The organism is Marininema halotolerans (assembly GCF_900116235.1).
Lineage (GTDB): Bacteria > Bacillota > Bacilli > Thermoactinomycetales > DSM-45169 > Marininema > Marininema halotolerans.
Map to the genome: position 1 here is coordinate 1 of NZ_FPAA01000021.1, position 15,945 is coordinate 15,945.

The 15,945-nt window shown below is 48.1% G+C and carries 9 protein-coding genes; 1 reads left to right on the plus strand and 8 read right to left on the minus strand.

The window, feature by feature from the left end:
* The 7 genes from CHX35_RS16945 to CHX35_RS16975 all read right to left on the minus strand — a co-directional run.
* Positions 1-135: helix-turn-helix domain-containing protein (locus tag CHX35_RS16945; protein WP_176392163.1), on the minus strand; the 135-nt coding region annotated here is incomplete at its 3' end.
* Between the two features lie 506 nt (positions 136-641).
* Positions 642-1,085: a hypothetical protein gene (locus CHX35_RS16950; protein ID WP_091839905.1), complete on the minus strand. Its 444-nt coding sequence runs from the start codon at positions 1,083-1,085 to the stop codon at positions 642-644.
* A gap of 635 nt (positions 1,086-1,720) precedes the next feature.
* A complete protein-coding gene (locus tag CHX35_RS16955; protein ID WP_091839908.1) occupies positions 1,721-2,116 on the minus strand; it encodes a CDI toxin immunity protein in 396 nt (131 codons plus the stop codon).
* Between the two features lie 11 nt (positions 2,117-2,127).
* Positions 2,128-2,457, minus strand: a complete 330-nt coding sequence (locus CHX35_RS16960) for a hypothetical protein (RefSeq protein WP_245838902.1) — start codon at positions 2,455-2,457, stop codon at positions 2,128-2,130.
* 52 nt (positions 2,458-2,509) lie between these two features.
* Entirely contained in the window at positions 2,510-3,172 is a 663-nt protein-coding gene (locus tag CHX35_RS16965; protein WP_176392164.1) for a polymorphic toxin-type HINT domain-containing protein, read from the minus strand.
* Between the two features lie 135 nt (positions 3,173-3,307).
* A complete protein-coding gene (locus tag CHX35_RS16970; protein WP_091839917.1) occupies positions 3,308-3,634 on the minus strand; it encodes a DUF3969 family protein in 327 nt (108 codons plus the stop codon).
* Between the two features lie 63 nt (positions 3,635-3,697).
* Positions 3,698-13,060 carry a golvesin C-terminal-like domain-containing protein gene (locus CHX35_RS16975; RefSeq protein ID WP_091839919.1) on the minus strand — a complete coding sequence of 3,121 codons (9,363 nt, stop codon included), beginning with the start codon at positions 13,058-13,060 and terminating at the stop codon, positions 3,698-3,700.
* Positions 13,061-13,969: 909 nt separating this feature from the next.
* Here CHX35_RS16975 and CHX35_RS16990 point away from each other — a divergent pair.
* Positions 13,970-14,908 (plus strand): YheC/YheD family protein, encoded by a 939-nt coding sequence (locus tag CHX35_RS16990; protein ID WP_091839923.1) that lies wholly within the window; start codon positions 13,970-13,972, stop codon positions 14,906-14,908.
* A 159-nt stretch (positions 14,909-15,067) separates the two neighbouring features.
* Here the strand turns inward: CHX35_RS16990 and CHX35_RS16995 are convergent, their stop codons facing one another.
* Positions 15,068-15,826 carry a TIGR03943 family putative permease subunit gene (locus CHX35_RS16995; protein WP_091839924.1) on the minus strand — a complete coding sequence of 253 codons (759 nt, stop codon included), beginning with the start codon at positions 15,824-15,826 and terminating at the stop codon, positions 15,068-15,070.
* Between the last annotated feature and the right edge of the window lie 119 nt (positions 15,827-15,945).

A 15,945-nucleotide genomic window follows, 5' to 3' on the forward strand; every position in this document is an offset into this window, starting at 1 on the left:
GCCCGTTTGATCGTAGGTTTCGTTCCATTTCGCTAGAAAGTGGTTAAACGTGAAACGACTACATCCAATGGATTTGTTAATAAGAATCGTTTGTTTCTTGGTTGGATATAACCGAAATTGAAACGCTTTGTGCAAAAGTTCACCCCCTTGCACTTAATTATATACGGGGATGGACAGACTTGCGAGGGGGAAAAAACACCCCTCGCAAGTCTGTCACGCCGATTCATCCCCCACCTACTTCGTTGAGGTGGGAGTATTCTCGGCGCAATTAAGATAAAGTGTTTGGGGCTGTTTTATTAAGGATTTATCTTAATGAAATGGTTATAGTGATCTGGAGTATAGTATTATCGATCTTTACCATCATACAGGATTCTCTCTGGACCTCTAGAACCATCTGGAAGTCGTGATCCTACATCCGTCTCCTTATTTTCTCCTCAGGCAATTGTTTTTTCCTCTTCTTCCATACAGATTCGCCCTTCATGAGGAAGAGCCCCATTTTCTTCAAGATTTTTTATACCCATTTTAAGGTCCCTATCGGCTTTGGTACCCGAACTCCTTTCCCTTACTTGGACATTTTTTAAAGTGGGGAGTTGCTTCAGCCGTCCATTTTAAGGTATTACAAGCTTCAACTTGGTGTCTTTTTATAAGGTGTAAATAAACCCCTTTCTTTCGGGATCGTTCATCACATTGTACACAAACAAGAAGAAATCATAATGTTCTTCTTTATCGCTATTAAAATCAAAATCCGCCTGATTCACTGGATCATTACGAAACGATGGATATCTTATTAAAAATACCGTTTCACCATCTTTTTGAATTGAGACCTGAATATCCCCATCTTGTCTCCTCATATAGAGTAGGTTCACATTATCCTCCAAACAAAGCTCCTTATCATTTACATTCAGATACAATCTCCCCCTTTTACGATAAAGCATGAGTAAATTTCCTTTAAGTATGGCATTATGCCCACGAATTTTCACATTATCTCTTCGTTTAATGATCTCCGTTTCAAACGTCTTGGTATTTAGTAACATCATTTCAAGCCAAAGATCTCGATTTTGCAACACAATCAAATCTTCATTCATGGTAATCCCCCCTATCTAATACCTGCTAAATCATTAAACTCTTTTCCATAGGACCAGGTGCAAGTCTTACTATCCTTGTCCTTATTTGTCGGCAATCGCCGCAAGGAGGTTGCTGACAAGAAGGACAAGATCGGGCACTGCATTAATAGAAAAGAGCACCCAATTATTTCTGGATGCTCAAGTTACCTTTTGTATTACATAAACTCATCAATTTCCTTTTTTCGTTTTTTGAATATATCAAGAGCTTCAAGCTCTCTTTCTACTAGCCCATCAAAGTGATTTTCCTCGATCAACTCTTTGTATCCCCAGACCGCGTTAATTACGTAATCACACTCTTTGTGATGAATAAAATACCATTCCATAGGAAGTAATGAATCCACCACATCAAATAGGTTCTGCAGGATACCAAAAAGGAGCTCCTGAAGATTTGCCCTTTACTATAAATCATATCTTTACGAAGATATATACCACACACAATATAGACTCGACCAATAACTAATCCATATTGAGTACCTCGCATGCCTGTTTAAAGTTCTAGGAGTAGTTCTACCAGTTGACCCTCTACCAAGAGGTTCAAATCTTACATCACAGTAACCCTCACATTAGAAAATTCATTCGTAGGTTTAAAGCGTTTATTAATCCTGCTTATTTGGTTTGTCGAACAACCCTATGGTTACATCACCCTCATGATAATACTCAACCAAATAGCTTAAATCCACGCTAAGTAGCCATGTATCAAAGCTAACCGCTGTAACATCATCAATGACATCAATTACTTTTCCTAGATTTGCTTTCAAAACTGGCTTATTTGCATTATCCCAAAGTATATATACAATCTCATTTCGAACATGATCCAATAATTCATCCATTGAATCAAGAAGCATTATCCCGTTCACTTTCTCCCAATCTACCTTTCCATGGGATATACAAAAATTGGATTCAAATAAATCGAATACTTCCTGTGATTTTTTTTCTGAGAGAATTTCAACTTCATCACCAAGAGCATCCAAGCATTCATCAAGCAAGGTCATGCTTAAACCACCTACCTATTTAAATGTTTTAAGTATGATTTGAAGGTATCTTCATTTCCTTCAAATGGAATGACTTCTTTTTTTCCTTTACTCCTTTTCCCCCCTCTGAAATCCTCTATGTTAATGTGTGGCCCCTTTTTCTCATCCCAATCTACTCTCCAACGCACTTTACCGTCAGTGGATTCTCTACCAATTACTTTCCCATAACCTGCACTAGATTTTAATCGACCTGTATATGGAACTGTTTCACCCATATCGCCGATTATATCAAATGCTTTGTTTCTAGCTTGTTCATAGGATTTGACCGTATCATGTACTATTTCTCCACACGTATTATGCACCCACACGTGCTCATCCGACACAAAGTACGTGTGATAATCTTCTACCTCGAAATTATACACGGTCACAGGCTTCTGTGTCATCGTGACACGCTTTACAGGCAGAACTTTCCCTTTTATCTGTTACCAGAGAATCTCCCCGTTGCAGATCCTTCGCACTCACCCAGCCCTTCCCTTTAACCCAGAAAGGATGCTCAGCCGTGGTTTGAATCTTCTCGTTACCCACCGTAACGGTGTAGATCGCATCCGTTTGGTGTCTGAAGAGCTGCTTTACTTTCTTGTAGCGGACTTCACCAGTCTTCTCATCCTTGGAGAGAACTTTGTCCCCCACCTTGATTTTCTCAATCGGCTTATCGCCTTCAATGGTAGCGATCAGTGTTCCAGCGACAAAGCAATTGATGGTACCCACTCGAGCCCTAGAACCTGCTCGGGCGGCTTTTAATCCACTTCCGGCTCCTTTGGTAGGCAAAGCGGTCTCGAGGACCAACCAGGTTATACGTCCGCTTGCTCTTTCATAATTCCCCTTGTTAATATCGGTTCCAATGGGAGCCCATATCGCCCCAAGGGTACTAATGGGATGAGTAATGGAATAGGCTACTCCCTTAGCACATCCGGCAAGGTCAATACCACAACTAATGATTCCCGTAGCCCTATCATGATGAATTCCGATTGCTAGACTATTGAAGACCTCTTTCCCTGAACGTAATCCTTCAGTCAATCTCTGTATGATTTTGGTATATTACATGAATCAATTCTCTGTAAATCAAGGGAAAAGTTCTTCCTCCTTAACTTAACCACATCGATGTCGAGTCATAAAAAAGCCAGCACACTTCGCTGGCTTTATCGATCTATTTTACCTTAATAGTTTATCTGGTAATTGTTTATTTTTAATCTTATCAATTTCTTTTAATGAAACATTTATCAAAGAGGAAATTTCGTTGTTTAATTCCCCAGGAATCAAACTGGCTATATCCTCCAATTCACATCCCATCCATACTATATCAGTTATTTTTTTATCCAAACCTATTTGTTCAAGTTTTTTTGCAGTATATGGACTAAAGAAATATTGTTCTATTTCTTCTAACGTCAATGCGCCTTCTTTAAATGCTTGTAATAGACCTATGCAAATAACTAATGATAATTGTTCCATTTCAACCTTTTTGTTCACTTCAATTTTCATACATTAACCCCCTATGAATAATATAGTAGGGGAGATGACTTTATCTCCCCTACTATATTATATTTACTGATTACTCCATCCATTTTTGGTCTTTACATTAAACACCTTACCTGATGCACTTTGGAAATAATGTATTGAAACTCTTTTATTTCCATCCCATCCATCTTTATAGACCTTATGCCATTTACCAGATTCAACTTTCCTTAGCTTATCTAACGCTTTTTTGTTTTTTACCGTGTTCATAGTTGTTCCGTTAGATCTCTTTTTGAAGTTAGCAGGATATTGAGGAGCTTTCTTTATTGAACTATATACATTTTGTATTTCATCAGATCCTGAAAACCGATTTACCAGTGCTTTGGAATCATTGAGGAGGTTCTGGTAACTTTTCGCGGTTGTACCTGCTCCATGAATGGCAACTACTGCAGCAGCAGGCGAAACTTCGATGAGTACACCCGATCCTGCGGTAACCACGGTTCCCCCTGCACCAACCACAAATTCCTTAAGCCCAAGGTAAATTCCCAAGACATCTGCAGCGAGTCCCCCCGCATGACATGCCGTCGTGTCACATCCTGATTGAAAATTCTCTGCGGAAACGAGTCCTATGCTGACATTTTCCAACGTTCGATTGGAGGCTCCCAATAACACTTCCCAGGACTTTTGGGTGATCTTCTTAACAACCGATTTCTTACTTCCGCTGGATTTCTTCTTTTTCTTCTTTGGTGCATAGTGCTTCTCATATTTCTTTTGGGCTGCTCTTCGTTGCTTTTTGGTAGCCTTTACTAATCCCCGTTTCGGGCCCTTATACACCGAACCCTCTTTTATTAAATCATTGTGCGGATCAGCAGCATTGCCTCCAGGTATCAAGGGAATATGCCCATCCAGCTCACTATAGCTAACCGGGTTCCCCCCAGCAAAGGCATAGCGGCTACCGGTTGCCATGTCCATCGCAAGACCGAGATCCTGGGAGGCATCGCTATAGGCGTCCCGGGTGTCAAAGCGAGCGATACTTGGATCATAGTTGCGAAAACCCATGTCGTAGCTTTCTGCATCCGGATCCCAGCGCTTTGCGGTATAGCGATAGGGGTTGTACATGGGGGAGCCGGGCTTGTCTACACCAGTGAAGGCTTCGTTTTGGTCTTCCCCGTACATCGTGTACCCGTAGGTGCCGCGGACACCGCCATTCTCATCATAGAGCATCTCCACGTCGCCGCGGGTGTTGTAACCGTAGTAGGAGGTTTCGTTCTTCTCCTCCTGGGTCATGGAGAGACGCTCACCCCAGGGGGCGTAGGTGTAGGAGCGGGTGATCTTGCCCGCGATCTCTTCGCTGTCGACATCATCCGAGAGACCGGAATAATGGAAGTCGGTGGTGGTTTCCTTCTCCGTGCCAGGGTTCAACGTCTTACTTACGGTGCGATCAAAGGCGTCGTAGGTATAGGAGGAGGTGGCCATCGTCCCGTCTTTTTTCCGCTTGGTCTGGGAGAGGAGGCGGTCAAAGCCGTCGTACTGATTCTTCTCTTCCAGCTGGCTTCCTTGGGTAACCGTCGCCAGGCGTCCAAAGGTATCGTATTGGAAGGCCTTGGTCTTGCCATCCGTGGTCTCGGTGAGCATGCGGTTGCGATCATAGGTGTAGGCTTTGGTGGTGCCATTTTGCACATGCTTGACGATGTTGCTATTGGCATCCAGCTCCACGGACTCCGAGAGCGGATTGTCGCCGGTTTTCACCATCGAGACGACCCGATCCCGGGGGTCATAGCCATACTGGGTGGTGCTATTGACCCGTTTGCCATCCGCATCGAGGAGGCTCATCACGTCCTTAGTGCGGTGACCGTTCTCGTTGTAGGTGAGGGTATGCTGATTAAGGAGCGCCTTATCCTTCTTCTTCGCCGTCTCCTCTTTTAAGAGCCCGTCCGCATAGTAGCTGAAGTGGTTGACATTGCCATTCGGGAGCGTCTCTTGATCCACTTCCCCACGCGGGGTGTAGGAATAGGACCAGGTGCGAGTCTTACTATCCTTGTCCTTCTTGTCGGCAATCGCTTGAAGGAGGTTGCGCTCCGTATAGGTGTAAGTCTGCTCGCTCTCTCCCTTGCTCCGTTGGGTGAGGTTCCCGTTGGCATCATAGCCATAGCCGATGGTCTCCTTCACCTGGTCTTGAACGATTTTCTTTAGGTGGGTCAGTTGATCCAGTCCATCGTAGTCCATCTGATAGGCATCCACTTTGGCCCCGGTACTGCCATCCTTCACCTCGGTTAAGTTGCCATTGGCATCGTAGTCGTAGGTGAAGGCTTTCTTCTCCGGGCCTGTCTTCGTGGTGTGTTCCACCAGGCGGACCGCATCGGCGATCACGGTGCCGTTGGCATCATCACTCAAGGTGATCTTCTGCCCGTCCCCTTTGTTAAAGGTGTAGGTACCAACGCTTACCCACTGACTGCCATTTTCCTGCTGGTTGACCTTTTTGACCGTGCTACCCTCTGCATGGTAAATCGTATAGGGGGCATCGGTGGCACGAGCACTTGAGATCAGGTAGCGCACATAGACATCATAGTCGCCGTCTTCTGGGATGGAAAGTGGCCAAGTGAAGGTATCTTCTCCGGTTCCCTTGTAGTTCCAGAAGTAGTCTTTGCCATTAAATCCAGGAACTTTATCGGAAGAATTCCACTCACCTGCAGACTGAACGGTTTCATCCAGGTTGTCGACGATGATTCCGGCTGAACCGACGCGCTCCAGTTTGACCGCATCAGCGATGACGGTGCCATTGGCTTCATCGGTTAGGGTGACTTTGCTTTCTTTATCCTTGCGGAAGTCATAAGCGCCGAGTTTTATCCATTCGCCGCTCTTTTCCTGCTGGTTCACGTGCTGGGTATCGGTGCCCCCATCGAAGGTGACGGTATAGGGGGCATCGGTAGCGCGATCCTTGTAGGATTGATACTTCACGTAGACGTAGTATTCGCCGTTCTCAGGGACGGTGAAGTTCCAAGTGAAGGTGTCCTCTCCGTCTCCCGCATGATTCCAGAGATAATCTTTCCCGAAACGCTCGGGACGGCTGGTGGAGGAGGTCCAATCCCCTGTCGACTCGTTGGCTTCATCCAGGTTGTCGACGATGATCCCGGCAGGACCCACGCGTTCCAGTTTGACCGCATCGGCGATGACGGTGCCATTGGCTTCATCGGTGAGGGTGATTCTCCCCTCTTTGTCACTGCGGAAATTATACGATCCTAACTTCACCCATTCGCCGCTCTTTTCCTGCTGATTGACGAGTTGGGTGTCGGTGCCTCCATCAAAGGAGATGGTATAGGGGGCATCGGTGGCGCGATCTTTGTAGGACTGATACTTCACATAGACATTGTATTCGCCATCCTCCGGGACAGAAACCTTCCAGGTGAAGGTGTCCTCTCCGTCTCCGGCATGGTTCCACAGGTAGTCGGTCCCTTGGTGCTCTTCGACATTGGTCGAGGCAGTCCAGTCTCCTGTGGCACTTGCCTTCCCATCGGTGTTATCCAGGATGAGGGAGGTTTGGTTCATGCCTTGATCAGTCTCTGCTTTTAGCTTCCCGTCCGGGTAGTAGTCCCAGGTTTGCTTGCGCGCATCCGTGGAGCCATCTTCCCCAGTCAGTGTGCGCTGGGTCGGTTGACCCAAGTCGTTGTAATCGTAGGTGGTCTGAATGTGATGGGGATCCATCGAGCGCTTGATCCACCCATTGTCATAGTAGTCGATGGTGGTATCGTTGCGCTGGCTTTGTCCCTCGGAAGCCGGGGCGCTGATCTTGGTAATCCGGCCCAGCTTATCGTAGCTGTAGGTCAGTTTGTCCTGGGCAGCGAAGCGCGCGTTGGCACTATGAGGATCCCGCGGCGTGAGTACTTCTTTGACCCGGTTCAGCTTATCGTACACGGTCTCGTGGGTGTAGTCCCCTTCTTCCGGGGTGGCCACTCCCCGCGGCGTGATGGTTTTCGTGAGGTTCCCCACTTCATCGTACTCATACTTCGTCGTATTGACTTCGTTGTCCTGATGGGGGGTCTGCATCGTGATCAGGTTCCCATCGGAATCATAGCTGGCTTTGGTGGTGTTGCCTTGTTCATCGGTCACCTGGGTGAGGAGACCATCATCGTTATAGGTGTAGTGAATGGAATTCCCCTTGGTATCCGTTTCCTTGATCGCCTGATGATTAAGGTCATAGGCGGTGGTGGTGGTGTAATCCTCAGGGTCTTCCGTTTGATTCCCTTTCGGTTCGGTCACCTTGATCAGATTGCCGGTGTGATCATAGGTGTAGGTGATGCGTTCATCCTTGCTATTGGTAATCGCTTGTATGCGGTTTAGCTGATCATAGACATACTTCGTCGCAAAATCATCCGCATCCTCGGGTGTCGCGTTCCCCTTTGGCGCAGTCTCTTTGATGAGGTTTCCCGCATCATCATAGCTGTAGGTCACTTTGCGCTCGGCGCCGCCGTCTTTATCCGCAGGCAGGAGAGCCGAGGTCACCCAGTCGTTCTTGTTGTAGGTATAGGTGACCTTCGCCTTGTTGGGGGAGGTCTCGACCAAGACATTGTCGTTGGCATCGTACGTCGGTGCCGGGATCGTGATCGTCTTGCCCTTTTCCTTCGGCATTGTCTGGGTCAAGGGACGCAGGAAGCCATCATAGGTCATGGTGGAGGTGACGCCTTCGGCATCCGTCACCTTAAGCACTTCGCCGCGCTCCCCATAGTCGACCTTCGTGGCATTGCCTTCGGCGTCGGTAATCGTTTGCGGGGAGCCGTTGGCATCGTAGCCACTGTATTTGGTGACATTCCCTTTGGCATCCTTCACCGAGGTAAGCAGCCCGCCCGAGGCATAGGTGTAGGAGGTGGTAAAGTCCCCTTTATCCGTGGTCGCATTCCCCTTCGGTGAGGTGGCCGAAGTAAGGTTTCCTTCCTCATCATAGTCATAGGTGGTAACGCGTCCTTCGGGACTGGTCACCTTGACGAGATCGGCGACGTTCCCGTCCAGCTTGTAGGTGTACGCCATCTTCGTCACTTTGCGATCCGCTTCATCCTTGGCGTTGTTGATCGCATCGGTCTTGGTCAAGGCATTGCCATGCTCATCATAGGTCCAGGTGGTGACCGCTCCACCTGGCTCCGTGAGCTTGGTCAGATTCAGATCGTCATCCCAGGTAAAGGTGGTCTTCTCGTTCGCTGCATTCACCACTTCAACGGGCTTTCCATCATCATTGAAGGTGGTTGCCATCGTGCGCCCTTTGGGGTCGGTGACGATGGTGACCGCTTTTTCATCGCTATCGGCGGTGGAACGGTATTCCACCGTCGTCAGTTTATCTTCACGATCATAGAGCTTGGTCATGTGCCCATAATCGTCATAGTAGACGCGGGTGGTATTCCCCTTGGGGTCGGTGATGGTGCGGATCAGGTTGTACTCATAGGAAAGCTGGTACACCTTCGCATCCTTTTTCCCTTCCCCTTCCGTGATCTTCGTCAAGCGTCCTTCGTCATCATAGGCGAAGGCCACTTTCAATCCGGAGATATCGGTGAGGCGTTTTAATTGATTGCGCTGCTCTTTATTGGCGTCCTTCTCGCTGTAGTACTCCAGCTTCACGGTACGCCGTCCGGCAGAGTCGGTGAGATAGCGCAGCATTTTCACGTTGTGGTTGTCGATGCGCTTGGTTTCATAGGCATAGGATAGTTTCATCCCATTGCGATCCACCATCTCGGTGATATAGCCCTCACGGTCAAAGGTGTACTGGGTGCCGTCTTTGGCGGTGATTTGCCACTGACGGGTTTTATTTTTAATCGAGAGTAACTTCAGATACAGATGGGTCCCCTTGGGACTCTTAAATTTCTTTGTCTTAGTATCAAAGGTGAAGAGATACTGGGTGCCATCCCCATCCACCATGCTCACTTTACCCGACTTGACCTTGCCATCGGTATCCAGCTTCACGCCTTCTTTCGTCGATGGCGTACCCAGGCGCATCATGTTGGTCAAGGCGAAGGACCAACCGGGTCCGACGAGGGAGTCGGAGAAGTCCTTACTGTTGTAAGTCAGTTGCGGGACGGTATCGAATCCTTTGGAAGGATTGGCGAAGGGGGTATAGTCAAACATCGTGTTCCCTTCGAAGAGGTTGGCAACAAGCTCGGTCCCGCCTCCGGTATCTTCACTAATCAGCCCTTGGTCGTCTTCTTCCCCCAGGCGATCCGCTTTGTCCTTGGCGGCCACCACGATGGGCTGGCTTAAGGCTGGGATGCCGTTGGCATTTTCCGATAGCCATTTCCCGTCATGGTCAATCAGGTCCCACTCCAGGGCGCGGGTCTCGCGATAAGCCCCTTTCCCTTCTAATTGCGGGGCGTGGACCTTCGCCTTGAGGCGAATCACTTCACCCGGGGATAAATCCTTCGGGATTTCGACGCGATCAACACCCTGGGGCGCTTTTTCGCCGGCCCAGCGATAGGCAAGGGATTGCTGCCCTTGTTTCCACACCCGATCCGTGGTGTTGGTGACGGTCACATCAATCTCATAGTCATCCCCACTTTCCAGCTCTCCAGGAAGATCCGGCGCATGGTAGGTGTTATCTGCGGTGGGGGTGGTGTAGATCACTTCCAGACGCGGGCGCAGGGTGCGCTCCCGTGCTTCACTGCTTAAGAAGAGCACGCGCTCGGAGACATTGGCTTCTTTCTTCTGAGCCAGAAGGAAGCCATTGGCGGCTTTGTTGCCATTGACCCAGTCACCCACGGTCGTTGTCACATCAAAGTCGCGCCAGCGAGGGTCATTGGTGATATGAACTTCCTCATCGATCACATCCGAGTCGTAGTCCCCGCCATCCTTACTCCAGGGGCTCTTCCAGTTGGCACTGGTCTCGGTAAAGCTTTTATTCAGGGCATGGAGCTGATAGGTTCCCATCGGATCCTTGGGGTCACTTTGGTACATGTACCATGCCCAGAGCTCCATCTCTGCGTCCAGCACCTTCGCATCCTTAGGGATCCCGGCTAGGTCAAAGTTGAGCACCGCGCGGGTATTCCCATAGGTGCTGCTGTTGTTCCCGACCATGAGGTTGGGTTCCCCTTCGATATGGTTCAGGTTGCTGGTGGTTTTTTCATCGGAGAGGGTCGTATCGTCCTCGGCCCCCATCCGGATCACCCGGGTCATTCCTGCCTTAGGTAGGCGTGCGATCACGGTGCCAGAGGGGTGAACTTTCCCATCCTTGGTCTTCACCGCCACCATGTAATAGTAGGCGTTCCCCACCCGGGTGGGTGCATCCGCGGGTGTCGGCTCTGCGGTGGTATCGGTAAAGCCGGATTGATAGCGATCCTCGATGGGGGCAATAAGGGTCGATTCATCCGGTAGGAATTGCTGGGAAGTACTGCGGTGAATCTGGTATTCGACAAAGTCGTCCCCATCGTACTTGGACCACTTAAGTTCCGCCCCGGTACCATGAAGGGTTGTCGGGTCGTCCAGTGTGACGCTGGGCTCATCGTAGATCAGCGTCAACTTCGGACGAATATGGGTCTCATCATAGTGCTGACTGGCGGAGTAGATCGGACCGCCTTGCTCCAGGGCATTACTTTCGGATTTGATCAAGAATCCGTGGTTTTCCTTGGTCCCGTCGAGCCAGTCCTGTACAACCGAGGTCACAGGGAACTCATGCCACAGGTTATTGGTGTCCTTCTTCTTGACGGTCCGTGCCACTTTGACCAGGCGAACCGCATCGGCGATTACGTAGCCATTGGCGTCGTCATCGAGGACAATTTTGTGGGAGGAACCCGCGTCAAAGTCATAGGAACCAATGGAAACCCATTTGCCCCCGTTCTTCTGTTGGTTCACCTTTTTGACGGTTTTTCCACCCGCATGATAAATCGTATACGGCGCGTTGGTGGCGCGATCATCCGCCGAGGTATAGCGCACCTGGACCTCAAAGGTGCCCCGCTCTTTTAGATGCGGCACCCAGGTAAAGGTCGCACCGAGTTCGCCTTGCCCGTTGGGCTGGTAGGTTCCTTTATAAGCGCCACTAACATTGTCTGATAGGGGCCAGGTTCCTTTGGTCGCTGTCTGATTCTCATCTTCGTTATCGATGGTCTCGATATAGGTGATGGGGGATTCGTCAAAGGCGCCCCCATCTTTCCAGTTGTCGCCGTCCCCTGCCAATTTCCAGCTGACGGTGTCTGGATCCCAGGCTTCCTGCACCCGGTGAACCGTGATGGGCACATCCTGATTGTTGGTCGTGTGTGTCTGATCGTAGTACAGGGAGAGGGTGGCCTCATCCAAATTGACACCCTTGGGCACGTAGGAAGTATCAAATTTGACCAATCCCCGATAGATCGACTCATGCCCGGTACCGACTTTCATCTGCCAGGTCTTGTTGTAGTTATCATCCGGGTCGCCGCTATCGATATAGGTATCGGCACTCTGCGTCGGTGTCGGTGCGATCTCAATCGTCGGATCGATCTTCACCGGGTATTTTCGCGCAGGATCCCGGAGCCAGTCCGCATCGGCTTGGAGGGTGACGGTCAGCTTGTCTCCATCCTTCGTGAGCGATTGGGTCACCTTCTCACTGTAGGTATAGCCATGAGGAGAGGTGTCGGACTTTTCGCTGTCCATCATAAAGGGTTTGGGCATCGAATAAACGATCCGACCCATGGCCGGGTCCATAAAGGCGATCGAGCCATCCGCTTCTTCTTTCACTTCAAGGCCTTTTGTGGATAAAGTAAAGGAATAGGACGGGTTCTTCGGTGCTTCTTTTAGCTCAATCGTCTCTTTTAAGGAGTCGGGACCAATATCATAGAGAAGGTCCGCATCCTGCCAGATGTCAGGATAGGTCACGCGATTCTCTTTGGCAACCGGTGTGACATCCTTTCCTTCAACCGCACCGATATCAATTTGGTGCTTACCTTGCTCAAAGCGTAGGATGTGCTTGGCTTTGTTGCCAAAGAAACTGTTAAAGGTATTGGACGCGTTATGATAGACAAAGCCATCCTTCGCTTCTTTTTGAACGTCTTCATCGATGGGTTTCCAATCCCCATCTGGATCCTGATAGTGAACAGGGGCCGCCGTGACTTCCTTCTGCAAGCGCCCATCGGAAAGCTTATACACTTTGGTATTCGCATCCCGTTGTTCTACTAGCTCCTTCACTTTCTTCGGAGCAGGGACCTTCTCCCCCACTGGGGCTTTTTCATTGGTGTAAAGGGCTTGATCTTCAATTTCTTTTTCCTTCGCTAATTGTTCATCGCGATCGGTAAATAAATCAACCAGTTCATTCCACACATTGAGTCCGGTTACGGCTACATTGCTTCGCAAGTCAGCCGCAAAGGAACTCACCGCAGGGATCGTCTCCTCCCACTCTTCCTTCGCAGCACTTGCCGCAAAGGCAGGAGAGGGCGATACACTCGTTGCGAATAGCATCAAAGAAAGTGTCGCCGTGAAACTTTTTCGTATCCATTTCCGTTTAATATTCAATTGTAATCGATCCTCCAATCACAAATAATTATAAACCATATATGAATAAAATAATTTCGTCAAAATAATATATTATTCTATATAATGTTTTATATTTAAAATAATAAGAGAACCATTCTTTAAGATGGGTGATAATGGGTAGGGTGAAGAGGAATGGATAATTCAGCACCCTTTTTTTAGGTGTTCATTAGAAAAAAGCACTACCTTTCTCCCTGGTATTGGTAGGGAATTTTTTTTGTGGATCCGTGATGGTTCACAAAGAAAAGGACAGGTTTCCCTGTCCTTTTCTTTGCGCCCTGGGCTTGGTATTGGATGAGACCATCCATTACCGTTCCGTGAACAATTGGCACGGGGTTAGTTTTTTGATGCAGGCAAACCCGAGTCGCCAGGCGAACACCCCCACCCCTCTCACTCAACGGTCGACTCGCTCTGGCTCTGAAAGATAGAGCGGATGTACCCATAGAAAGCCGCCTGCTAGACAAATATGCTTATGTACAAAGCATGGGAAGGACCTCATTCTATGAAACGATCACCGTCCATGAAACTGGTTCATCCGCTGGAATGCATTCAGCGAACAAACCAATATGCCAAAAATAGGTTATCAAACAAGCTAACAGAAATGGATTGCATAACTTATAGTAGTCAATTGAACGTTGTTCGTAAAAGAAATGTAAACTTCAACGTGTTGATTATCCAAAACTAGTAGGCGAAGAACGTGAAACACAAGATATTTGCACCATGGATGAAGATGGATAATAGCTCTGCCCGCTCCGAATTCATTGAGATCGCCGAGACAAATTCCTTTGGGAAGCAAATTCAGCGACGTTCTTTTCACCTCCACGCCTCCTTCCGCTTCCAAAGGCAGATTTCATCAACACGTCTGAGTCGTGTACAGTAGGGATGGTGTAAATGAATCGATATGGTTACCCCAAAAGCAAATTACTACAGGCAAAGCTTTTGAATGGCTCGATGACCGACTGCCATTTACCTGAAACCCACCTTTTTAATGAACAATTACTCATCCAGATGTTGCATCGACATAAAACCGTTTATGTAAAACCCGACGGCGGTGGAAAGGGCAGAGGAATCATCCGGATTGATAACCTGCCTGCCAAGCAATTTCGTATCTATTATGGGAAGAAAGTATTCGGTTGTCATGGAAACCCCCGCTTAAAACAGGTAATTAAGAACATGATCCCGAAAAAAACCATTATTCAGCAAGGAGTCCCTAGCCTTACCTTAGATAAAAGGCACTATTTACTGCGAACCCATCTGCAACGAGTGAATCAGCAATGGCAGGTTGCCGGTATACTCGCCGCTGTTGCCCCGTTAAAAGAGTATGTCGCCAATGGTCACCGGGGAGCGCGTTCCATTCGTGTGGAAGAACTCTTCCATAAATACCTTCGTTTACCCCCCGCACAACAGAACCATGTTCTTGCGATTCTTAAGCGATCCTCCATACAAATCGCCCAAGCATTGGCTAAAAAATACCCCCGTCAGACGGAATATGGCATTGATTTCGGGATGGATCAGGACAAAAAACTTTGGGTGTATGAGGCCAATATTACCCCTGGAATTAAAAGTTTTGCGAAACTCTATCCCCATCAATACCAGCAAATCATAAAAAATCGGAGAGCAACGATTCGAATAGAACGTCAGTCAAGTAGCAAACCACTTGGGTTGCCACCCAAGGGCGTCAATAAAGCTCCGAGTGTGAGTCAAATAGAAACACAAAAAAGGAAGTTGCACCCCACTCCCTATCTTTTAGCCCCAGTCACCTTTACAGCGACGGATTCCAATCCCAGTCATTTTTATCGTGTTGAATATCAGAAACTCTCTCCCCGTTAGACTATTTTATTTGGGTATGCTTCGTTCAAGCTCAATCGCTACACAGAAATAATCGTACGGCAGGGTTTCCCCCTGCCGTACGATTATTTCATAAGACAACCCTCCTCCTTGAATGGACCAGCTGCTCTACTGTCGCTTTACAAAAAAATGGTTTAATCCTTAAAAGTTTGCATAGACGTAGGCGTTTTTCGGTTCGGAAATCTGACGTACCTCGGTACCCTCAATCTGTGGCATCCTTCGACTTTCTATCGTGGTGGTGCTGAGTGTGCCAGTAACCTCGATCCAAGTTCCTTCTTTGAAGGCGGTTCCCCTTGGTATCTCTACTGGAAATCCCACCACACTCGCATCTGCGATACAGCATGTCACAACATAGCGAGCCACAATCAGTTTGTTTGGCTCTTCTTTTGCATAGTGCACAAATCCCTGTACGCGTATGGTTTTTCCCACTAACTCCTTTGCGTGCAGTTGAATTGTTGTCATACGGTCGACATAGTTATCCGGGTTCAATGTGATGACCCTTTGTTGCATTAAGTCCTGCAATACTTTGTTGTAGTGAGGGTTGCTATCGTGGGGTTTCTTTTTTACACTTCCTGTAGCTTGTGGCGGGATGACAGCGGATGCGTAGGTTATTTCTTTTTTTGCCGCCATGGTGGAATCCAGTGAACGGGGTGGAATGAAGAGAAAGAATAGCAACGGGAGTAACAAAAAGAGATATCCCCATCCACTGACTGGATGAGCCGGAGTCCTTCTCATCTCCCATATTTGGACTAACCCTAACAGAATCAGCACCAAGATGCTTATTAAGATAAAAGGAGTCACCTTCGGATTAACTAGCAATTGTAAGCGATGGCTAAATTGAAGTTCAATCATCATCAGTGCCATACTGAAGGTAATAAAAACTCTTGTAATCGCCCCCATCCTGCTCCCCCCAATTACTTGATAATTGAACCTCCCCCACCTACGCTAACGCTAAGAGGTGGGGGATTCTTGGAAGCTCCCATCGACTGACAGGATCAAATCCAAGCTTAAACCGTCGT